Genomic DNA, 22,529 nt, shown 5'->3' with positions numbered 1-22,529 from the left:
GCTGCTAGGGGCATGTTGAAAATTTGAAGGAACACAGCACCCCCATCACGCTGCCACATTAACACGTTGGTAGGATTCTTTCGCAATTATGCGGGTAGCTCAGCCACAGGTAACCCGTTTTGACTTCGAATACTCCCTCATCCGAAAGTGCCTCCTTTGACGCCTTTCAGTCAAGTTTGACCGAAAGCACCGATCAGAGGCTTTCCATCGATCGGGTGGTGCAGTTGATGCCGGGATTTGTCTACGTATTCAATCATCAGACCTACTCCAATGACTATACCAACCGCTCCGTGGGAGAGCATTTGGGCTATTCATCCGAGGAAATTCGCGCGTTCGGCGCTGGAATGCTGATGCGGTTGGTCGATCCCGATGATCAGCATCTACTGGGGGAGCACATGGCCCGAATCGCGCAATTGGCTGATGATGAGTCAGCCACCCTAGAGTATCGCGTGAATACGAAGCAGGGGACCCAATGCTGGCTGCGCTCTGTCGATACAGTATTTGACCGGATGGATGACGGCAGCGTCCTTCGCCATATCGGCGTTGCTTCAGATATCACGGTTGAGAAAAATTCCGAGATGGCATTGACCCTTCTCAACGGTGAGCTGGAGCAAAAGGTGGCAACCCGGACCGAAGACCTGGGGCGCTTGAACGCGGCGTTGGAGAGCCGCATTAAAGAGCGCACAGCGGAACTTCAGGATGCCGTCGATGAACTTGAACAGCTCACCTATATTGCGACGCACGACCTAAAGGTGCCGGTCAATAACCTCGCGCGTCTGGGTCTGATGTTCAGGCGGGATGCAGGAAGTTTAACACCCGAACAGATTGAGCAGATTGACTGGATGAACCGCTGTACTGATCAGCTAAGCGCCAAGATAAAGGGGCTGGTGCTGGCTGCTCAGGTTCGGCTCAGCCATGGGTTGCCGAATGAGGTTTTGAATCTGCAGGAGTGCGTCAGTGGTTGCGTCAGTACGGTAGAAGAAGCAATGGGGCGTCATCAACTACCGGTGACGGCAGACATTCCACCGGAGCTATCTGTACATTTCCCACGCTTTGAGTTGGAGAGCATTCTGGTTTCGTTGCTGGACAATGCCGTCAAATATGCGGAACCCTCGCGTCCGTTGCAAATCCGGATACGCGCCGAACAGATTGACGGCCAAGTCGCTGTTAGCGTTGTGGACAACGGAACCGGTCTGGATCCGGAACGGGACGCACAAAAGGTATTCGGCCTGTTTCAGCGCGCCCATAAGACGCCTGCAGGTTCTGGCATCTCGCTTTATTGCGCGCAGCGCATGCTGCAACGGCGTGGCGGGGCGGTCAGCTTGACGGGTGCGCGCGCTTCTGGCGCCCAATTTACAATATTGATCCCTAAAAAGGAGGACACCAATGAAGCCGCTTGATCGCATTTTGCTGGTAGATGATGATGCCGTGACAAACATGATGCACCGCCGTGTGATTGAACGGTCGGGGCGTGTCCTTACGGTTGATGTCGCGACAGATGGCCAAGAGGCCTTGGATATCTTGCGCTCTGATTTGGCTGCGGAACGCTGCCTGCCAGAATTGATCTTTTTGGACATTAACATGCCCGGGATGGGTGGTTTCGAGTTTCTCGAACATTATGCGCAACTGGATTTGCAGAGTGATGTCCAACTGATCATTGTCATGTTGTCCACGTTCCTGTTGCGCAGCGATCACGACCGTGCCGAAGCCGATCCAAATGTATATGGATTCTGTGACAAGCCACTAAAGTTGGAAAAACTTTTGGAGATAGTGTCGGATTTTCAAAACCGCCGATACGCAAAACGCCCTGCCGCCTGACATTTCAGGCCGGCTGAGGGGCCTCGTTGAAAACGGTTTCAAAACTTTGCCGCAACGCAATGTCTAGATCATCCATCGTGACAGGCAGACCAAGATCGACCAAGCTTGTCACACCATGTTCGGTAATGCCGCAAGGGACAATGCCACTGAAATGGGTCAGGTCAGGCTCCACATTTATCGACACCCCATGAAAGCTGATCCACTTTCGTAACCGAATACCAATGGCAGCTATTTTGTCTTCTGCGGGCTGCCCATTCATTGCCAATGGCTTTTCAGGCCGTGCCACCCAAACGCCTACGCGGCCATCGCGGATTTCTCCGGTGACATTAAACTCGCCAAGCGTGGCAATGACCCATGCCTCAAGCTCTTGCACAAAACGGCGCACATCACGCCCGCGTTTTGCAACGTCCAGCATGACATAGGCCACCCGTTGACCTGGTCCGTGATAGGTATACTGACCGCCCCGTTTTGTCGCGAACACGTCAAATCGGTCAGGATCGGTCAGGTCCTGCGGTTTCGCGGATGTGCCTGCAGTATAAAGAGGCGGATGCTCAACCAACCAAATACATTCATTGGCTGAGCCGTCCAATATAGCGGCCACGCGCGCTTCCATCCAGCTTTCCGCGTCACGAAACCCAGTCAGGCCGGGGGAAGTAATCCATTCAATCATGAGGCTTTTCTAAAGTGGCTTGGTCAAGGAGGGAAGGGCGCTTAACTTTCTGCTGGTTCTAATTGCTCTGCCTTCACCTTTTCCAGCATTTGCGCATAGGTCTGTGCGCCTTGGGCACCGGTTAACAGGTATTTACCGTCGAACACGACGGCTGGCACGCCTGAGATACCTCTTTCAGTCCAAAATTGCTGGCGTGCACGGGTGGCGGTTGCATGGCTTGCGCTCTCCAGTACTTCGCGCGCGGCGTTGGCGTCCAGGCCAACAGTTGTCGCTACATCGACGAGCACATCATTTTGCGATACGTCGCGCCCTTCGGTGAAATGCGCCTCGAAGAGCGCCAGCTTAAGCGGGTGTTGCAATCCCGCTTCCTGCGCCCAGTCCAAAAGTTGGTGCGCGGCAAAGGTGTTCACGATGCGACTTTCTGGCGTGAACTGAAAATCAATCCCCAAATCCGCCCCGATCGCCTGCAACTGTGTGCGATTTTGCGCGCTTTGCTCGGCGGATGCGCCGTATTTTTCGGCGATATGCTCAGTCAGATTTTGCCCCTCTTCCGGCATTGCGGGGTTCAGCTCAAAAGGATGCCAACGGATGAATGCGCTGGTATCTGTCGCTCCAAGCGCTTGTTCCAACTGACGGAATCCAACAATGCACCAAGGGCACATCACATCAGAAATGATATCAATCTGTACAGGCTTCGTTTGGCTGGCATCTTGTGACATGTTGTGACCTTTCAATATCTGTTCCACCTAAACTCTGCTTTTTGCCGCTTGTTTTCAAGGTGTGGGGGCGTTGCGTCACGCAAGGTCGCGGGTGCTGCGATTGTGGTGTTCAACAGGGTCGAATTTCAACGAACCCGCCCAAGGTGCACCTTCTTCGATCGGCTTGTGCGTTTTGTTGCAATTTGCCTCTTGAGCTATGCTGCCGCCCGCGCTATTGCATCCGCACCATCCATGGCGTGCGGTCGTGGCGGAATGGTAGACGCGCAGCGTTGAGGTCGCTGTGGGGTAACACCCGTGAGAGTTCGAGTCTCTCCGACCGCACCAATGGATGAATTTCCCCAGATTTAGATTTTTTGATTTGTGCGGCCTGCCACGACTTTTCCGGGCGTGGTTGTTACGTTGTTAACGTAGATCCCTGATAATTTTTGCTTTGCCTTAGGCTTTGATGCCTTGAGGGAGCTGTCTGATTAGAAATCAAAGCGCACGTTGGCGGGAATGATGGGGGGGCGTTCGTTCGTTTCGGCGATACCGTAGCCTGCAATGCGCTTATAAGTGGCGGCATGCTCGGCCATTTCTTCGTTTGGAATGACGTCGTTGATATCGTCGAACTGTCCGCCGCATCGTTTCTCTACAATGTCGAGAATTTTGTCTGGTCCGGCGGTGCGGTTCATCAGGATAATTTTGGTCGTGGCTGGAAGCATTTCGGCTTCATACGCCAGCAGCGCGTCGGGGCTGAGCCCGTGCTGAAGAAACGCTGCAACCAGTTTGCGCGCATCTGTAATGCCTGCGCCCGCCCCGTTGGAGCCGACAGGGTATGCCGCGTGTGCCGCATCGCCCATCAATGTGGTGCGCCCGACTGTCCAGCTTTCTAGTGGATCACGGTCAACCATTGGGTATTCAAACACTTCCTGTGCGCCGCGTATCAGCGCAGGTGCATCCATCCAGTCGAATTTGATCTGCTCGAACGCGGGCAGGAAATCATCCAGATCGGCCTTGCGGCTATAGTCTTCCTTGCGAAATTTTATGCTCGGATCATGTTGCAGATTGCAGATCCAGTTGATGACGGCCAGCCCGGTTTCAGGGTCAGGCTTTGAGATCGGATAGGTGACAAAGCGCAGGCCGTCATGACCGATCAGCGCCATAGATGCACCAGAGAGGAACGGCTTGGCCAACGTGGTGCCGCGCCACAGGATCGCACCGCTCCATTGTGGTTCATCCTCATGGGGCTGCATCTGGCGCCTTATGGCTGAGTGGATGCCGTCCGCGCCAACCAAAACCGCGCCACGCACGCTTTTCGTTTCGCCTGATCGGTTCTCGAGGTTTAGCACGGCCTCATCGCCTTGCGTGTCAAAGCCGGTCGCGCGCCAACCTGTTTGAACCGCATCCGGTCCGGCACGGCGCAAGACTTCTTCGTATAACAACATGTGCAAGCGCCCGCGATGGACGGAATAGGCAGGCCAATCATATCCTGCATCAAGGCCACGAGGTTCCGTCCAGACATGCAGGCCCATTTTGGTGTAAAGCCCGTAGTCTTTAAGACGAATGCCCACCTCGTCGAGCCGATCTTCCAGTCCGAGGTCAAATAGCTCTCGGACAGCGGTTGGTTGCAGATTGATGCCGACCCCTAAAGGGCGCATTTCCGACGCGGCTTCAAAGACTTGGAAGGGGATGCCGACTTGATGGCAGCTGAGCGCCAGTGCAAGACCGGAAATCCCACCGCCTGCAATCAATACCGTCATTAATCTCTCCCCCGGAAGTATAAAGCGTGCGGGCAGGTCGTCGATCGTGATGGTCCGTGTCCCGACGGTTCTTTTAGCCGTGAATTAATGAGACCCGTTCCACGTGTTGTCAATTCACTAAGTCCGAGCGCAGGGAGGGTGCTTTTGGTGGATAACAGTCCAGAACGCTCTAACTTACTGTGTGGGCTAAGCGATATGTCGCCGATTTACGCTTTTGGACGATATATTGGGGGCGTGGGCTGTTTTGCTTCAACAAGTGGTTTGCGCCTCGGGGGGCTGGCGGGCTAAACAGAATGAAAAAATGCGTTTGTCAGCATCGTAGATTCAAGAGTTTGCAAGAAGCGGACCGGAATGCTGCGGTAATAGTTTGAGGGTTTGAGGGTGAAAGTAATTGCTCTGTCGAGAGTGCGTCGCGCTGCGGTAGCGTCGGTTGTTGCGTGGTTGGCGGCATCGGCGGCACATAGCGCCGAAGTGAAGGTGACAGGGATCGAGGACGACGATCTGCGCGCTGAAATCCGTGGTGGATCGCTTTTGGTTGATCAGACACTGCTGGAAGAAAATCCGCCCACAACAGCAGAAGTCCTTGCCGCTGCGCAGGCCGATTACAAGCGACTTCTGGCTGTACTTTATGACAACGGGTATTTCAGCGGCGTCATTAACATCACTGTTGACGGGCGCGAAGCCGCGACAATTCCGCCGGTCCAGCCCCCGGGCAATATTTCAAACGTCCGCATCAGTGTCGAACCAGGTCCGAAATTCCGATTTGGGCGGGCTCGCATTGCACCGCTTGCGCGCAAGACGGAGCTTCCTGAGGGATTTGCCGAAGGCGAAACTGCCAGTCTTGGTGTTCTGAAAAACACAGTGTCGGCGGGTGTGGAAGGCTGGCGCGAGCAGGGGCACGCAAAGGCGGCGCTTTCCAAACAGGATCTGACGGCCGACCACCCCAACCGCATCATCCGCGCTGATCTTGCCCTTGATCCCGGTCCACGCCTACGGTTTGGCCCGCTGATCGTACAAGGGGAAAGCGATGTCCGCCGCGAGCGTATCATCGACATCGCCGGTCTGCCGGAGGGGGATGTGTTTAGCCCCGAAGAAATTCGCCTTTCAACGGACCGTCTGCGCCGCACCGGTGCCTTCAGCGCTGTAGCGCTGAGTGAGGCAGAGCAGATCGGTCCGAATGACACCCTTCCTATCACCGCTCAAATCACCGATGCCCCTAAGCGGCGTCTGGGTTTTGGCGCCGAGCTTTCAACTCTTGAGGGACTGACCCTTAGCGCCTTCTGGCTGCACCGTAACCTGCTTGGCGGAGCCGAGCGTTTACGCTTTGACGCCGAGATTGCGGGTATTGGCGGTAACTCTGGCGGGGTCGACTATACGCTGTCTGCACGGTTTGAACGCCCTGCCACATTTAACGAAGACACGGATTTTTACGCGCTTGCCCAGTTTGAACAGCTGGACGAGGTTTCCTACTTCTCGCGCCAACTTGATCTGGAAGCCGGTATCAAGCGGATCGCGAATGAAAAGCGGACCTACACGTTGGGTCTGGGTCTTCGCACAGCCAAAACGCGCGATGTGTTTGGGGAGGATAAATATACTTTGCTGACCCTGCCGCTGACGGCTGAATTCGACTACCGAGATAACAGGCTGAGTGCGACGTCCGGCTATTACCTCAAGGCGAATGTACTGCCGTTCTTGGCGCTGTCAGGCTCGGACAATGGCATACGTAGCTTTGTGGACGCGCGGGGCTACAAGACATTCGGTAGTGCGCGCCCTATTACATTCGCGCTGCGCGGGCAGTTCGGCTCAGTTTATGGACCGGATCTGGCGGAGGCGCCTGCTGACTATCTGTTTTATTCAGGCGGTGGCGGTACGGTCCGCGGTCAGGAATACCAGTCCCTTGGTGTCCCTGTTGGTGCTGAGACCATTGGTGGCCGCAGTTTCCTTGGGCTTTCGGCAGAGGTGCGTGTCGGGGTGACCGACAGCATCGGTATCGTTGGCTTTGCTGATGCGGGCTACATCGGTGAAGAAGAGTTTTACGATGGTTCCGGCACGTGGCACTCCGGTGCGGGGCTTGGCTTGCGCTACAACACATCCATTGGGCCGATCCGGCTGGATGTGGCCGTGCCTACATCGGGACCGGACACAGGCAACAACCTTCAGGTCTACATTGGTATAGGGCAGTCCTTTTGATGCGTATCATCCGTTTTGCACTGCTGGCGCTTGCGCTTGTTCTTTCCCTTCCGGCTGCCGCACAGGATCAGGATGACAAAGGGTTTCTGGTAAGCAAAATACAGGAACTGCTGAGCGGGGCAGGCCGACAGGTCAGCATTGACGGCTTTCAGGGCGCGCTAAGCTCTGCTGCATCTTTCGACCGGATGACCATTTCTGACAGCGAGGGTATCTGGCTGACCCTTGAGGATGTCGTGTTGGACTGGAACCGGTCCGCATTGCTGCGCGGACGACTGGAAGTAGAAGAGCTAAGCGCCGGGCGTATCGACATCCCACGTTTGCCGAAAGGCGAAGAACAGGTGCTGCCAGACGCAGAAGCCACGCCTTTCACCCTTCCAAAACTGCCCGAACTACCGGTTGCGATTAATATCAACGCGATCAACATTGCGCAGGTGAATTTGGGGGCTCCTTTGGCGGGTCAGGCTGTGCAGCTTGAGATGAACGCGAACGCGACGCTTAATGATGACGGTCTTGATCTTGCGTTCAAAGCCAACCGCACAGACGACAAGCGCGGCGCGTTCGGCATGACAGCCGTTTTGGCGCGCGGTGCCGATACGCTTGATCTGCTGCTTGAGCTGAGCGAAGACGAAGGCGGGATCGTGTCAACGCTGCTGACTATTCCCGAAAACCCTTCGGTTGATCTGACGGTCAAGGCCAATGGCCCGCTGGACGATCTGACAACTGATATCAAGCTCGACACAGATGGCGAGGAGCGGCTTGCCGGTCAGGTGCAGGTCATCACCCAAGGCGATGCATCGGACCCTGACCGCCGGATCATTGCGGATATCGGCGGTGATATCACAGCAGTGGTTGTCCCCCAGTACCGCGATTTTTTCGGTCCCGATGTCAGTCTGACTGCTGATGCACTGATAGAGGCAGGCGGGGCGATCGTGCTTGATGCCTTTGATCTTGAGGCTGCGGCAGTTGATCTGTCAGGACGTTTACGGTTGTCGGATAAGAAGTGGCCGGCGTTTATCGACGTCGAAGGCACGGTTGCCCGCGCAGATGGCGCGGCGGTTCTCCTACCCGGCGGTGGCGGGGCAAAAGTAGACCGGATTGCGCTTAATGTAGATTATGACGTGCAGAAAAATGACGCTTATGAGGCCGTATTCGACATCACCGGCCTGACCACCAGTGCGGCCGAAGTCGAACAGACAACGCTGCGCTCTACGGGGACGTTGACGGGCGCGCTGGGCAATGTTGGTCAGTTGACTGGCTCCATGCAATACGCCGCGCAAGGCGTTGCTTTGGTTGATGCGGCCTTGGCCGAGGCTCTTGGCCAGACCATCAAAGGCACGAATGATATTTCCTATACCGAAGGCCAGCCTTTTCGGATCACCAACCTTGATCTGGAGGGCAGCGATTACAACCTCACAGGGAATATCGCCTTCAATGGTCTGGGAGAGGGCCTTGAGACAGAGTTGGATGCAAAGCTGGCGGCAACCGATCTTAGCCGTTTTTCAGCTCTTGCAGGACGCGAGCTGGATGGCGCTACATCCTTGGCGCTGAAAGGGAGCGTGACGCCGCTGAGCGGCGAATTCGATTTGCAGGCGATGGGCACGGCTGATGATATCAAGACGGGCATTGCGCAGGCGGATGCGCTGCTCGAAGGTCGGACAGATGTGCAAATGACAGCTGTTCGCAACGTCAACGGCACCTTCCTGCGCGGGGTTGAGCTGAACAACGCAGCGATGCTCTTTACCGGCGCGGCCGAGCTTTCTTCGGCATCGAGCCGTGTGGACGCAGATGTCATTCTGCGCGATATCGCGACCGTGCTACCGCAATACGAAGGCCGCGTAACGTTGAAGGCTAATGCGGTTGAAAACGGCGCTGGTTGGGTTGTTGATGTAAATGCTGACGGACCTTATGAGGCGGCAATCACGGTGGATGGGCTGGCGACGGGACCTGACGCAGCGCTGGATTTTACGGCCAAAGTACCTGACTTGTCCCGCTTCGTTGCGGCTGTAGAAGGCGGGTTGAACGCTGACGGTACCTTGCGCCAGACGCCCGAGGGGTGGTTGCTGCAAACGGATGCTTCCGGTCCCTATGATGCAACCGCACGGATCAATGGGTTGGTCACGCCGTCGCTCAACATCGGTTTCGATGTGGCCATGCCCGAGGTTTCGGCTGTGGCGCCACAAGTGAACGGCCCGCTCAAGGCGACAGGGCGCCTGCGCCAGACTGACAGCGGATTTGTGATCGAAACAGACGCCTCTGGTCCATACAACGCGAACGTGACTGTGAATGGGGCGCTGACACCAGCGCTTGATGTAGAGTTTGATCTTTCCGTCCCCAATGTGCAGCCGTTGGTGCCACAGGTGAACGGTCCATTGCGTGCCACGGGGCAGCTGCGCCAAACCGATCAGGGCTTTTTCATCGACACATCTGCCAGCGGCCCATACGGCGCGCGCGCGCTGGTCGAGGGGCTGGCCACAGGGCCAGACATGTCTCTTGATTTTGATGTGCGGGTGCCAAATGTGGCGCCTTTGGTTCCCGGCGTAGATGGCCCTCTTGCGGCTACGGGTACGCTGCGCCAGACGGCCAACGGCCTGGCGGTAGATACCAACGCGACTGGTCCCTATCGCAGTCGTGCGTCAGTAGACGGCGTTGTCACTGGCCCCGATGCGCGTGTGAATTTCAACGTAGCAGTGCCAAATCTGGCGGCGATTGTACCAAAGCTGAACGGCCCGCTTAGCGTGAATGGCAACGCAGCAAAGACAGGGCAGGGTTGGCAGATCGATACGTCCGCCAGTGGTCCTGCGGGAACCCGAGCGACGGTGGCTGGCTTGGTTGGCAATAACGGACAGCTTGATATCGCAATCAACGGCAATGCGCCATTGGGCCTTGCCGGACCATTCATTGCCCCGCGTAACCTGCAAGGGCAGGCGCGGTTTGATCTGGCACTCAATGGGCCAGCAGGTCTTGGGGCGTTAAGTGGTACCATTAAGACAGCTGGTGCAACGCTGACAGCCCCCAATTTGCGTGTGGCGCTGGAAGGGATCAATGCGAATGTCCAAATCGCGGATAGTCGCGCAGCGCTGGATGTCACTGCAAATGCGACATCAGGCGGACGCCTTGCGATAAATGGCGGTGTCGGGCTGGACGGCGGATTGCCTGCCGATCTTGATATTAGTCTGGACGATGTTGTTTTGATTGACCCACGGCTCTACCGCACTTCGATCAGCGGGGCGTTGCGTTTGTCCGGCCTGCTTTCAGGGGGCGCAGGTCTGAGCGGTGATATCACCATCGGAGAGACCAACGTAACCGTGCCGGCCACTGGCCTGACAAGCATCGGGGATATCCCGCCAATTACGCATGTTGGCGCGCCAACGGACAACCTTGCGACGCGCCGCCGCGCGGGCCTTCTTGAAGAGGGCGCAGCGAGTGATCCGGTGCAGCAAGGATCGTCCGGTCCAGGTCTGGGGCTCAATATCTCCGTAAACGCCCCGGGTCGCATTTTTGTGCGCGGTCGCGGCCTTGATGCAGAGCTTGGCGGGAACCTCCAAATCACTGGCGACACCAATAATATCATTTCCGCAGGCCGGTTCGAGCTTGAGCGCGGCCGTCTGGACATCTTGGGCAAACGCTTTGACCTAGAGGAAGGGTCGGCAGAGTTTCAGGGTGACTTCATTCCCTACATCCGCTTCGTCTCCACTACTTCGACCGAAGCAGGCACCGCCAGCATCATTGTTGAAGGCCCTGCCGATGCGCCTGTGGTGAGCTTTGAAAGTTCGCCCGCCGGCCCCCAAGACGAAGTCCTTGCTCAGCTTTTGTTCGGGCGCAACCTGTCAGAGATTTCTGCTTTTCAGGCGCTACAACTGGCCAATGCAGTGGCGACACTGGCAGGCCGGGGCGGCACCGGTGTGGTCGGCAATCTGCGGGACCGATTTGGTCTGGACGATCTGGATGTAACCACAACCGACAGCGGAGAGACGGCGCTTCGTGTGGGCAAATACATCAGTGACAACGTCTACACGGACGTCACGGCAGCCTCTGACGGAACGGGTGAAGTATCCTTGAACATCGACATTACAGACAGCCTTATAGGGAAGGCTACGCTGGGTTCCGACGGCGATTCATCTATCGGCCTGTTCTTTGAAAAGGATTATTGATCCGGTGTGAAACGGCCAAAGCGGCCACGCTTGAACAGCAGCCCATCGCGTTCGTCAGGCTGGACCGCAGCAGCTGTGATCTGGCCAAGGATGATGGAATGATCGCCCGCCGCGTGCACAGCGTAAGTGTCGCAATGGAAGGTGGCCAGGCACCCGTGCAAGGTTGGAGCGCCGTTTGGGCCTGCATCCCATGGATAGGGATCAAAATCATGGCCTTGGGACGCAAAGTGCTGGGCCAATGACATCTGTTCGGCGCTTAGGACGTGGATGCAAAAGGCCGATGCTGCGACAAAAGGATCGTGCCGTTTGGAAGACCGCGCCGCCGACCACAGCACCAGAGGCGGATCAAGCGATACCGATGAAAACGAATTGGCTGTCATCCCTAATGGACCAGCATCTGTTTGTGCCGTAATTAGGGCCACACCCGTGCCAAATTGCCCCAACGCACGGCGCAGGTCTGTGGTGCGGGCAGGGTCTGGCACAAAGCTTTTCATATTCTTCTCCATTCGGGCGAGCGGTGCCACGGTCGCTACTGATTGTCTAGTGTGCAGACATAGGCAGCAAGGTCGTGTGATGCACCGGCTACGTTCTCATCGCGTAACATAGCGTGGTTCTGTCAAAGAAAAGGGACATGCTATCGTTCGCCCTGACTTGGGGCGGAATGGAAAAAAGGCGCCCCGAGGGACGCCTTTTGATACTCAATGAGCAAGGGCTCACTTATTCATGCGGTTCTCGATCAGATCATCGACCACTGACGGATCTGCCAGCGTCGAGGTATCGCCCAAAGTGGCATGATCATTCTCGGCAATCTTGCGCAGGATGCGGCGCATGATCTTGCCTGAACGTGTTTTTGGCAGTCCAGGTGCCCACTGAATCAAATCGGGAGAGGCGATGGGCCCAATTTCGGTGCGAACCCAGTTGCGCAGCTCAAGGCGCAGCTCATCTGATGGCTCTTCGCCGCCCATAAGCGTGACATAGCAATAGATGCCCTGACCTTTGATCTTGTGCGGATAGCCGACCACTGCGGCCTCTGCCACTTTGGCGTGGGCAACCAGGGCGGATTCAACCTCTGCCGTGCCCATGCGGTGGCCCGATACGTTGATCACATCATCCACACGACCGGTGATCCAGTAATCGCCATCTTCATCGCGCTTGCAGCCGTCACCGGTGAAATAATAGCCGGGGTAGTCGGAGAAATAGGTTTTCTCGAAACGGTCATGATCGCCCCAGACCGTGCGCATCTGACCGGGCCAGCTGCTGGCGATGCACAGAACGCCCTCTACGGGGTTGCCTGTCAATTCCTCGGCCGTTGTGGGTTCAAGAACAATCGGCTTGATCCCGAAAAACGGTTTCATGGCCGAGCCGGGCTTGGTTGCGTGTGCGCCAGGTAGGGGCGTCATCAGGTGGCCACCGGTTTCGGTCTGCCACCACGTGTCAACGATAGGGCACCGTCCGCCACCGACGACATCATTGTACCAGTTCCACGCCTCCGGGTTAATCGGCTCTCCCACGGTGCCAAGAATGCGCAGGCTGCTCAGATCGGCACCTTTAACGAAATCATCACCCTGACCCATCAACGCGCGGATCGCCGTGGGCGCGGTGTAGAACTGGTTGACGCTGTGCTTCTCGCAGACCTGCCAGAAACGGCTGGCGTCGGGGTAGGTTGGTACACCTTCAAACATCACGGTGGTCGCGCCATTCGCCAGCGGACCGTAAACGATATAGCTGTGGCCGGTCACCCAGCCCACATCAGCGGTACACCAGAAGATGTCGCCCTCTTTGTAGTCAAAGGTAATCTCATGGGTCATCGCAGCATAGACAAGATAGCCACCCGTGGTGTGCACGACACCCTTCGGCTGACCGGTCGAGCCGGAAGTGTAGAGGATGAACAACGGATCTTCGGCGTCCATTGCCTCTGGTGCGCAGGTATCGGACGCTTCGGCTGCCAGCGCATTATAGTCGTAGTCGCGGCCTTCTTGCCACGTTGTTTGACCACCGGTGCGTTTAACCACAAGGCATTTAACGGAGTCCTTGCAATGCAGCAGCGCCTGATCGGCATTGGTTTTAAGAGCTGTCGCACGGCCACCGCGCGGGGCATGGTCTGCGGTGATCACAACCTTTGCGTCGCAGCCGTTTACGCGCGCGGCCAAAGCATCGGGAGAGAAGCCTGCGAAAACGATCGAATGGATCGCGCCGATCCGTGCACATGCGAGCATGGCATAGGCGGCCTCGGGGATCATGGGCAGATAGATGATGACACGGTCACCGCGCTTCACGCCCAGATCCTTGAGGATGTTGGCCATTTTGCAGGTGCCAGCGTGCAGGTCTTTATAGGTGATGTGTTGGGCTTCTTCTTCGGGGCTGTCCGGCTCCCAGATGATGGCGGTCTGATCGCCCCGTGTCTCGAGATGGCGGTCGATGCAGTTTGCAGCGACGTTCAGCTGTCCATCGGCGAACCAGTTGATCTTGACCGAGCCAAGCGTGAAATCCACATCCTGCACCTGCGTGAACGGCTTCATCCAGTCTACGCGGCTTGCTTGCTCTTTCCAGAACCCGTCGGGATCGGACATTGAGGCAGCGTACATCTCATCATATTTTGCCGCATCCACATGGGCGGATGCAGCTAGATCGGCATGAGGCGGGTAAGTTTTTGCAGTTTGCGACATGGAAAGGTCTCCTCCAGAGGGGCAGCTTGCGTCTTTTATTCTGCGCAATCTTGCCGGTGTTTGTGCGCAGCTTAGGGGTTGGAGGGGGGTAAGGGAACATTCAAGGGCGGGGTGGGGTGGCGTTTGTGTAAAGAAATTTCCGGAATTTGGTAAAGTCTGTAAATTGGCGGGGCATCTCTTTGGGCAGTTGCGGCGAAACAAGGGCTTGGCAGTGGGGGAGCTTGCCGCTAACTTGCTGCCCAAGTGCGCCAAACAAGGTGCGCATCAACGGGAGACTCCAATGAATAAATTTTTGAGCGGCGCAGCAGTCTGCGCCCTGAGCTTTGCTTTTGTTTCACAAGCTGCAGCCACCGAATGGAACGTATCTGTTTGGGGTAAGCGCCGCGCGTTTACAGAGCATGTTGAAAAGCTGGCCGAGCTGGTATCCGAGAAAACCAATGGCGAATTCACCATGAACGTCAGCTATGGCGGTCTGTCCAAGAACCGTGAAAACCTTGACGGTATCTCTATCGGTGCCTTCGAGATGGCGCAGTTCTGTGCTGGCTACCACCGTGATAAAAACCGTGTTGTGACTGTTCTTGAACTGCCGTTCCTCGGCGTCGAGAACCTTGATCAGGAACTGGCCGTTTCCAAAGCTGTTTACGCCCATCCAGCCGCCGCCGAAGAAATGGCGCAGTGGAACGCAAAGCTTTTGATGACCTCACCTATGCCACAGTACAACCTTGTCGGCACAGGCGAGCCGCGCAGCACTTTGGCTGATTTCGAAGGCATGCGCGTGCGTGCAACTGGCGGTATCGGTGATGCATTCGCCGCAGTTGGTGCTGTGCCTACCTCCGTGACATCCTCGGAGGCATTTCAGGCGATGGAATCCGGTGTTGTTGATACGGTGGCATTCGCCCAGCACGCCCACCTGAGCTTTGGCACAATCAACGAAGCCGACTGGTGGACAGCGAACCTGAACCCCGGCACCGTGAACTGCCCAGTGGTCGTCAACATAGACGCCTACGAAAGCCTGTCTGACGCCGAGCGCGAGGCGCTGGATTCGTCTGTTGACGAAGCGCTTGATCACTACCTTGCCAACTACGGTGAGCTGTTGAAGCGTTGGGATACGGTTCTGGAAGAAAAAGGCGTGACCAAAGTTGAAATCGCGCCCGAAGTCATTGCCGAGTTCCGCACAAAAGCGGCCGATCCGATCCGTGACAAATGGATCGCAGACATGGAAGCGCAGGGCATCCCGGGTCAGGAACTGTATGATCTGGTTGTGAAGACACTCGCTGACGCGAAAAGCGGTAGCTAATCGGTGGGCGGGGGCGACATGCGCCTCTGACCTCAGACACATAGGCTGCGCGTCCCTGCATGTTGGGATGCGCAGCCTTTTTCCGTAATTGAATAAGGGGGGTGAGCCCATGGCAGGTTCAGCTGCGGTGCTGGAAGATTCCAGCTTACTAAGCAAACTCGACCGCATGTTGCTACCGGTGGAGCGCTTTTGTGCGCTGCTGAGCGGACTTGCGATTTTCTCATTGATGTTTCTGGCAGCCTATTCGGTGACCGCGCGGAAATTCTTTGGAAGTCCGTTGATGGGCTACGTCGATTATATCGAGGCGGCGATGCCGATCATTGCGATCATGGGCGTTTCCTATGTTGCGCGTGACGGTACGCATATCCGCATGGATATTCTGGTAAATGCGCTCAAGGGCCGCGTCTTGTGGCTGTTTGAGCTGATCTCGGTCTTGTTGATGCTTTTGCTGATTGTCGGCCTAACCTACGGCGCATGGGAACATTTCGACCGCTCGTTTGATTGCGCCCGTCCGTGGTGTTCTCGTGACAGCTCGATCGATGTGAGCCTGCCGATTTGGCCGAGCAAACTGGTCGTGCCGATTGCCTTTGCGGTGCTGACGCTGCGGTTACTGCTGCAGGCATGGGGCTATGGGCGTGCTCTGGTGCTGGGGTTGGAAAATCCGGTCGCTGTGCCGCTCTCGTTGACGGTTGAACAACAGGCCATGGCCGAAGCGAAAATTCTCGAAGGGGCTGACTGATGGAACCTATTGAAATTGGCATCTACGTCTCAATCGGGATGTTGGGCATGGTTGTGCTGGGCATGCGCGTGGCGTTTGCTGCGGGCCTCGCGGGCTATGTTGGGTTGGTCTGGCTGCGCTGGAACGGGTTTGATTATGATCCGGACCGGTTTTGGAAAGCGGTAGAGATCAGCACCAAGATCGCCGGCCTGACGCCACACTCCAAGGTCAGCGCCCAGGTGCTTAGCCTGATCCCAGTGTTTATCATGATCGGCTATCTGGCCTATTACGCCAAGCTGACCACCGCGCTGTTTGAAGCGTGCAAGCGCTGGTTTGCATGGGTGCCGGGGGGGCTGGCTGTTTCGACCGTCTTTGCCACTGCCGGCTTTGCTGCCGTGTCTGGTGCTTCCGTTGCAACGGCTGCTGTCTTTGCGCGTATCGCAATCCCCGAAATGCTCAAGATCGGCTATAATAAACAGTTTGCGGCTGGTGTCGTGGCAGCTGGCGGGACATTGGCCTCTCTTATTCCGCCCTCTGCAATCCTCGTGATCTACGCGATCATCGTTGAACAGGACGTGGGCATGCTTCTGTTGGCGGGTTTCGTGCCGGGCGTGTTTTCTGCCATCGTCTATGCGGCTTTGATCATCGGGATCGCGGTGATCTGGAAAAACGTAGGTCCACCGGTCACCGGTTTCACGTGGAAGCAGCGGTTCGAGAGCTTGCCGCCCGCTTTGCCTATCGTGGCGGTCGTCGTCATCATCATCTTCTTCGTCTATAACCCGTTCGGTGACGCGTGGGGCACCCCGACAGAGGGTGGCGCCGTGGGCGCGTTTATCGTCTTCCTGATGGCGCTGTATCGCGGCATGCGCTGGGGGCAGCTTAAAGAAGCTCTGCTTGAGACTGCAAAGCTGACTGTAATGATCTTTACGATTATCTGGGGTGTGCTGATCTATGTGCGCTTCTTGGGGTTTGCGGAATTGCCGGATGCTTTTGCCAGCTGGATCACCTCACTTGAGATGAAGCCAATTGTTATCCTGATCTGCATTCTGCTGGCGTACGCCGTTTTGGGGATGTTCATGGATGCCATCGGGATGTTGTTGCTGACGCTGCCGGTTGTCTACCCCGCAGTGATGGCGCTGAACGGAGGCGAGAATGTCGCCGCTGTTGATAGTGCCTTTGGCATGTCTGGCCCAATGTGTGCGATCTGGTTCGGGATATTGGTGGTAAAAATGGCTGAGTTCTGCCTGATCACACCACCCATCGGTCTGAACTGTTTCGTTGTTGCCGGTGTGCGCGACGACCTAACCGTTCAAGACGTGTTCAAAGGGGTGACCCCGTTCTTCCTGGCGGATGCGGTTACCATCGCGCTACTGGTTGCTTTCCCTGGCATCGTTCTTTGGCTGCCGTCCTTGGCAGGCTAGGCACCGACTGAACCATGAAACGACTTCCGAGCACGCGTCCCCTTCTAGGGGGCGCGTGTTTCTTCGCCGGTTTTGCGAAGCGCATCCTGACCGCCGTTATCAAGGAAGTTGCTGAAGATCTTTAACGCCTCGACGTTTTCGCTCACAACTTTGAAGACCACCAGGAATGGCACCGCGATAAGCGCACCTGCAATCCCCCACAGCCAGCCCCAAACAACGACCGTCAGGAAAACCGCAACGGTGTTAAGCTCCAACCGCTTGCCAACTAGCCACGGTGTAATGAACTGGCCCTCGATTGTTGTCAGGACCATGTAGCCGGCGGGGACAAGCATAGCGTATCCAATGTAGTCAAACGTAATCAGCGCATATGCACCGGCGATGACTGCCCCCGCAACGCCGCCGACGTAGGGCAGGAAGTTCAGCAGGAATGCAGCAATGCCGAAGATATGTGCCCCAGGCAAGCCGATCACCCACATCAGGCTGCCAACGGCCAGTCCAAGACAGGCGTTGATAATTGTGATTGTGAACAGATACCGTGATACGCGCCGTTCGACATCGTATACAGCCGAAAGCGCACGCTTCTTGCCCGTGAGGGTCTGAAAGGATTGAACCAACTTGACGTAGAACATGTTGCCTGAAGCGAGCAGAAATGTCGCAAGGACCAAGGTAACGGCAATCGTACCGCCCAGCTTCACACCTGTGCTCATCGCGTTATCTAACAAGGTTGGTTGTTTGACGACAACCTCACGCGCAGCATCGTTGCCTGCGCTCATCTTGTCGACTTCTTCGGTCGCGCGGCGCACCGTTTCGACCGTGTTTGAAACGCCGCGCAGTTTGCTTTCTATCTGGCGGCCCATGACAGGAAGTTCATCGGACCAAATGGCGACCGTGCCAGCAGAACCACCTATGATGATCAGAATGACTGTGCCGGTAAGTCCGACCAACAGTACCGCCGAGATGCTGCTATGAATGCCTGCGCGACCCAACGTGCGCACAACAGGGCTAAGCGTGAGCGCCAGAAGCATCCCGAGCAGGATTGGAAGCACAAGATCCTTTGCGAAGTATGCAGTCACGAAAACTGCAATCAGGCTCAGCAACTGTAGTGAACGACGGATCGATGTGAGGTCTTCCAAAATGCGCGGTCCTTCAGGGTAATTACAAAAGATAACGCGTGGAAGCGTCATTTGGTTCACTCTTATTTTCAAAGGATAGGATCAGGGAAATATTACAGCAATCGTCGCTTGACCATCCGGCGCGCAAATGGCCAGACTGCGACCTCTGGTTATCCCGTTTGAAAGCCGCGCATGTTCCGATTTCTCCATACGTCCGACCTGCATCTGGGCAAGCCTTTTGGCCGCCACAGCGAAGAGGTGCGTGGCCGCTTGCGGCTTGCGCGGCACGAGGTCTTGGGGCGGCTTGCTGCTGCTGCGCGCGGGCAGGGGGCATCTGTGGTTCTGCTTGCGGGAGATACGTTTGATCAACAAACGCCAGCCCCTCAGGTGACACGTCAGGCCCTGAATGCGATGGCGCATGAACAGGACATCACGTGGGTTCTGATGCCGGGAAACCACGATAGCCTTGCAGCAACCGAGTTGTGGCGAACCATCAAACGCGACAAGCCCGATAATCTGCTGTTGGCCCTCACGCCGGAGCCGATCTCTGTCGCGGATGCCTACATCTTGCCTGCGCCCTGTACGACACGGAACCCGGGGCGCGACCTGACCACCGAGATGGCGCAACCGACGCCCGAAGGGGCGATCCGGATTGGTCTGGGCCACGGCGGTATTCAGGAATTCAGCAGCCTGGGAACGGTCGCAGCCGAAGGGCCAAGCGGTATCATCGCGCCCGACCGCGCTGCCCAGGCAGGACTGGATTACCTCGGGTTGGGCGATTGGCACGGCCAGGTCAGGGTCAACACAAACACGTGGTATTCCGGCACGCCGGAACCCGACAGCTTCAAACATCCGCATAATGGTAGTGCCCTGATCGTGAGCATCGAACAGTCCGGCGCCATTCCGGATGTCACGCCTGTGCAGACCGGTGGCATCCGTTGGCAACACATCGCGCTTGAACTGACACCGCAAGAAACGTGTACTGAAATCCTTGATGCTGCTCTCCCGCCGCTGGCCACGCGGCGTGATACATTGCTGCGCGTCAGCGCGCAGGGTCGTCTTGGCGTGCAGCAGATGCAACAGTTGCAGTCCGCACTGACCCGTGTCGCGCCAGATTTTCTGGACCTCTCGCAGGATCTGGACGCTGTGCTGCTGGCCCATGACGCCGCCGATCTGGAGGTGATCGACCCCTCCGGCGGCGCGCTGCGACAAACCGCAGAGGCGTTGGCCGCGCGTGCGCAGAATAGTGATCTCTCGGCAGATGACCGGCGTGTGGCCGCCACCGCACTTGCGCAGCTCTTTTCGTTTGTAGCTGGTGCCGACGCATGAAACTGCGCAGTCTCACTCTCACCAATGTTCGTAAGTTTGCAGGCCAAAGCGCAACCATCAGCGCCATTGGCGATGGCGTCAGCGTGGTGTCAGAAGCCAATGAGTTTGGCAAATCCACCTTCTTTGATGCATTGCACGCTCTGTTTTTTCTTAAGTACGGCGCTGCCACGCGTGAGGTGAAATCGCTTCAACCGCGCGCAGGAGGTGCGGTGCGGGTCAGCGCGCAAATCGAATTGCCTACCGGCAAATTCACGCTGGAAAAATCTTTTCTGGCGCAAAAGCGCGCGGTGGTGAAAGACGAAAGTGGAACGGTTGTTGCGCTCGATGATGAGGCGGAGCGCTGGATCGCACACTTGATGGGCAGCGGTATCGAGGGGCCAGCAGGCTTGCTTTGGGTGCGTCAGGGGACAACCGCGTTGGAACCGGGCGGCACCAGCGGTGCCGAGAAAACCGAAAAGGAACGTCTTCTTGGTGCGCGGCGTGATCTACTCTCTTCTGTGGCAGGTGAAATCGACATGGTCACAGGTGGCCGCCGCATGGACCGTGTTATCGAAGCCGCACTGCAGGCGCTTGGTCGTCTTGCCACAGCTACGGGCCAGCCGAAGGCAAACGGACCGTGGAAACAGGCACAGCAAGAGGCGCAAGCACTGGCCGAAAAGCACACCGAGCTTGACCGAGTTTGTCTGGAGTTGTCCGATGCGCTGGTTCAACGGCGCGAGGTCTCCGCGCGGCTAGAGGTGCTGGAAGCCCCCGGCGCTCAAGAGGCTTTGGCGGCTGGTCTGGAGGCGGCGCAGACGGCTCATAACGCTGCACAGGATCACGCAGAGAAATGCGCGCAGGCGCAAGATCAGGTGGCGCTGCGTCGGTTGGAAATGGAGGGTGCACAGGCCCGTCTGGATAAGCTGATCGCAGCAGCAGAAAGTTTTGAGAAAGCGGGCGAGCAGCTCTCGGATGCCCGGTCGGCGTTTGCTGATGCTGCGGAAAAAGGCACGACGGCTGATGCGGTTACCGATCGTGCGCAAACCGCTTTATCCGAAGCAACCGCGGCACTGACATTCGCGCAGGCCGCAAAAGAGGCTTTGCAGCACGAGTCATTGACCAAGAATGCTGTTGAAAAGTACGACAATCTTAAAGCCCGTCTTGGGCAGATGATGCAAAAGCGTGATGCGCTCGAGCAGGCGAATGCAGCGCTTGCGGCGCAATCAGTGACGGACCAAATGCTTGATCGGATCGAAGACGCCAACGCCAAACTTGCGCGCGCGCAGGCTGAGGCTGCAGCCGGTGGCGTGCAAATGTATCTGGAGTATGAGGCGGCAGAAAAAGTTTCGTCTAACGGCAAAGCGCTTGATGCGGGGGCGCACAGGGTTGGTCAGCGCGCGGTTTTTGATCTGCCGGGGATCGGGCGGATGACGCTTGATCCGGGCGATGCAGCTGCTGACATTATGGCCGTGGAAACGGCGCAAACTGCTCTTCAGGCAGCACTGGATGCAGTCGGGATGGCGGATGTGGATGCCGCACGTCGATCCGCAGCGCTGCGGCGGGAAACAGTGGCCGAGATTGCCTTGCTCAAGAATGTTCAAGAGACACTTGCCCCTGAAGGCATAGAGGCTTTGCAAGCCGCTGTTGCACAAGCTTTGGCAGCTGTGGACGCCTCCAGCCCTAGCCAAAGCAAAGCGCCGCTTGATCCGGTCGAGGTCGCTCAACGGTTAGAGGCAGCGCAAAAGGCAGAGCAATTGGCGCGGGTAGACTACGACACCAGCCGAGACACACGGGATGCCGCGCGCGCCGCGCTTGCGCGGGCACAGGCGTTGCGTGATGCGGCGCAAACCGGATTTGATCTCGCGGCAGCGGCCTACGGCGATCCGGATGCTTTTGAGGCCCGCAAAGCAGAAGCTGCCCGCGATTATGCGCTGTCTGCTGTGGCTGTAGAAGATGCCAATGTAGCATTGGATAGGTTGCAGAAAGCCGCCCCCGATCTGGCCAATGCGACAGCCGATCTGGCCCGTGCAACATCGGCGTTTGAAAACGCCCGTGAAGAACGCCTGCGCCTGAAGACAATAATTGCCGATCTGGGCGCTACGATACGCGCCCGTGCCGAGGACGGTGTCGAGGAAAAGCGCGAGGAGGTTGCAGGATTGTTGCAAGCTGCACAGGAACGCGCCGCGCGGTTTGAACATGAGGCGGCCGGCCTGATGCTGTTGGTCGACTCCCTGCGGGCAAAGCGGGGCGCCGCGCAAGAGGCGTACTTTGGCCCCGTGCAACAGGAACTGGCACCGTTGCTGGCTCTGTTACACGCCGATGCCGCGCTCAGTTTTGATCCGGCGTCGTTGCTACCTCAAGGGCTTGCCCGCGGAGGCGCGGACGAGCCGCTGGATATGCTCAGCGGTGGGACACAAGAGCAGATCGCCATTCTGACCCGCCTTGCGTTTGCCCGACTGTTTGCGCGTCAGGGTAAACCGATGCCGATTATTCTGGACGATGCGCTGGTCTATTCCGATGACAACCGCATCCTTGCGATGTTCACGGCACTGCATCGCGTGGCGGCAGACCAGCAAGTGATTGTGTTCTCTTGCCGCCAGATGGCTTTTGCCGGATTGGGTGGCACCCGTCCGGTGGTCGAAATCACTCAGGATCGCTGAACTGCCCGACATTTAAGCACTGCGCCTAAACACGCACCGTTTTGGGCTGAAAAGGCTACC

General features: G+C 57.1%; 15 protein-coding genes and 1 tRNA gene. 10 read left to right on the top strand and 6 right to left on the bottom strand.

What is annotated here, in order from left to right; all coding sequences use genetic code 11:
- Positions 1-119: 119 nt before the first annotated feature.
- Positions 120-1,400: a PAS domain-containing sensor histidine kinase gene (locus K3757_RS12530; RefSeq protein WP_259995990.1), complete on the top strand. Its 1,281-nt coding sequence runs from the start codon at positions 120-122 to the stop codon at positions 1,398-1,400.
- The gene (locus tag K3757_RS12525; RefSeq protein ID WP_259995988.1) at positions 1,387-1,818 is read left to right on the top strand and encodes a response regulator; all 432 of its coding nucleotides are present in this window, start codon (positions 1,387-1,389) and stop codon (positions 1,816-1,818) included. Before K3757_RS12530 ends, K3757_RS12525 begins: the two co-directional genes overlap by 14 nt.
- A gap of 4 nt (positions 1,819-1,822) precedes the next feature.
- Here K3757_RS12525 and lipB read toward each other — a convergent pair whose 3' ends face one another.
- Complete coding sequence (gene lipB, locus K3757_RS12520) at positions 1,823-2,488, bottom strand: lipoyl(octanoyl) transferase LipB (protein WP_259995986.1); 666 nt, start codon at positions 2,486-2,488, stop codon at positions 1,823-1,825.
- A 41-nt stretch (positions 2,489-2,529) separates the two neighbouring features.
- Positions 2,530-3,207, bottom strand: a complete 678-nt coding sequence (locus K3757_RS12515) for a DsbA family oxidoreductase (protein ID WP_259995984.1) — start codon at positions 3,205-3,207, stop codon at positions 2,530-2,532.
- Between the two features lie 238 nt (positions 3,208-3,445).
- Here K3757_RS12515 and K3757_RS12510 point away from each other — a divergent pair.
- A tRNA-Leu gene (locus tag K3757_RS12510) sits at positions 3,446-3,531 on the top strand.
- Between the two features lie 143 nt (positions 3,532-3,674).
- On the opposite strand, the gene K3757_RS12505 is transcribed toward K3757_RS12510, so the two are convergent.
- Positions 3,675-4,946, bottom strand: coding sequence for a flavin-dependent oxidoreductase (locus K3757_RS12505; RefSeq protein WP_259995982.1), 1,272 nt, complete (start codon positions 4,944-4,946; stop codon positions 3,675-3,677).
- 381 nt (positions 4,947-5,327) lie between these two features.
- Between K3757_RS12505 and K3757_RS12500 the strand changes: the two genes are divergently transcribed.
- Both K3757_RS12500 and K3757_RS12495 read left to right on the top strand, forming a co-directional pair.
- Positions 5,328-7,136: an autotransporter assembly complex family protein gene (locus K3757_RS12500; protein ID WP_311201732.1), complete on the top strand. Its 1,809-nt coding sequence runs from the start codon at positions 5,328-5,330 to the stop codon at positions 7,134-7,136.
- Positions 7,136-11,287 (top strand): translocation/assembly module TamB domain-containing protein, encoded by a 4,152-nt coding sequence (locus K3757_RS12495; RefSeq protein ID WP_259995980.1) that lies wholly within the window; start codon positions 7,136-7,138, stop codon positions 11,285-11,287. Before K3757_RS12500 ends, K3757_RS12495 begins: the two co-directional genes overlap by 1 nt.
- Here the strand turns inward: K3757_RS12495 and K3757_RS12490 are convergent.
- Both K3757_RS12490 and acs read right to left on the bottom strand, forming a co-directional pair.
- Positions 11,281-11,781, bottom strand: coding sequence for a flavin reductase family protein (locus K3757_RS12490; RefSeq protein WP_259995978.1), 501 nt, complete (start codon positions 11,779-11,781; stop codon positions 11,281-11,283). The genes K3757_RS12495 and K3757_RS12490 overlap by 7 nt on opposite strands.
- Positions 11,782-12,000: 219 nt before the next feature.
- Complete coding sequence (gene acs / locus K3757_RS12485) at positions 12,001-13,953, bottom strand: acetate--CoA ligase (protein ID WP_259995975.1); 1,953 nt, start codon at positions 13,951-13,953, stop codon at positions 12,001-12,003.
- A gap of 280 nt (positions 13,954-14,233) precedes the next feature.
- On the opposite strand from acs, the gene K3757_RS12480 reads away from it, so the two are divergent.
- The 3 genes from K3757_RS12480 (at position 14,234) to K3757_RS12470 (ending at position 17,389) form a co-directional block, all read left to right on the top strand.
- Positions 14,234-15,250, top strand: a complete 1,017-nt coding sequence (locus K3757_RS12480) for a C4-dicarboxylate TRAP transporter substrate-binding protein (RefSeq protein WP_259995973.1) — start codon at positions 14,234-14,236, stop codon at positions 15,248-15,250.
- Between the two features lie 109 nt (positions 15,251-15,359).
- Positions 15,360-15,989 carry a TRAP transporter small permease subunit gene (locus K3757_RS12475; protein WP_259995971.1) on the top strand — a complete coding sequence of 210 codons (630 nt, stop codon included), beginning with the start codon at positions 15,360-15,362 and terminating at the stop codon, positions 15,987-15,989.
- Positions 15,989-17,389, top strand: a complete 1,401-nt coding sequence (locus K3757_RS12470) for a TRAP transporter large permease (protein WP_259995969.1) — start codon at positions 15,989-15,991, stop codon at positions 17,387-17,389. The genes K3757_RS12475 and K3757_RS12470 overlap by 1 nt, the downstream gene beginning before the upstream one ends.
- A gap of 44 nt (positions 17,390-17,433) precedes the next feature.
- Here the strand turns inward: K3757_RS12470 and K3757_RS12465 are convergent, their stop codons facing one another.
- Positions 17,434-18,573 carry an AI-2E family transporter gene (locus tag K3757_RS12465; protein WP_259995966.1) on the bottom strand — a complete coding sequence of 380 codons (1,140 nt, stop codon included), beginning with the start codon at positions 18,571-18,573 and terminating at the stop codon, positions 17,434-17,436.
- Between the two features lie 120 nt (positions 18,574-18,693).
- Between K3757_RS12465 and K3757_RS12460 the strand changes: the two genes are divergently transcribed.
- Together K3757_RS12460 and K3757_RS12455 are read left to right on the top strand one after the other, a co-directional pair.
- Positions 18,694-19,830, top strand: coding sequence for a DNA repair exonuclease (locus K3757_RS12460; RefSeq protein WP_259995965.1), 1,137 nt, complete (start codon positions 18,694-18,696; stop codon positions 19,828-19,830).
- On the top strand, positions 19,827-22,469 hold the full coding sequence (locus K3757_RS12455; RefSeq protein ID WP_259995964.1) for an AAA family ATPase: 2,643 nt from the start codon (positions 19,827-19,829) through the stop codon (positions 22,467-22,469). The genes K3757_RS12460 and K3757_RS12455 overlap by 4 nt, the downstream gene beginning before the upstream one ends.
- The last annotated feature ends 60 nt before the right edge of the window (positions 22,470-22,529 follow it).

The sequence above is a fragment of the Sulfitobacter sp. S223 genome (assembly GCF_025143825.1).
Taxonomy (GTDB): Bacteria; Pseudomonadota; Alphaproteobacteria; order Rhodobacterales; family Rhodobacteraceae; genus Sulfitobacter.
Note: the sequence above shows the minus strand (reverse complement) of the source record. Positions and strands in the feature narration are given on the sequence as shown.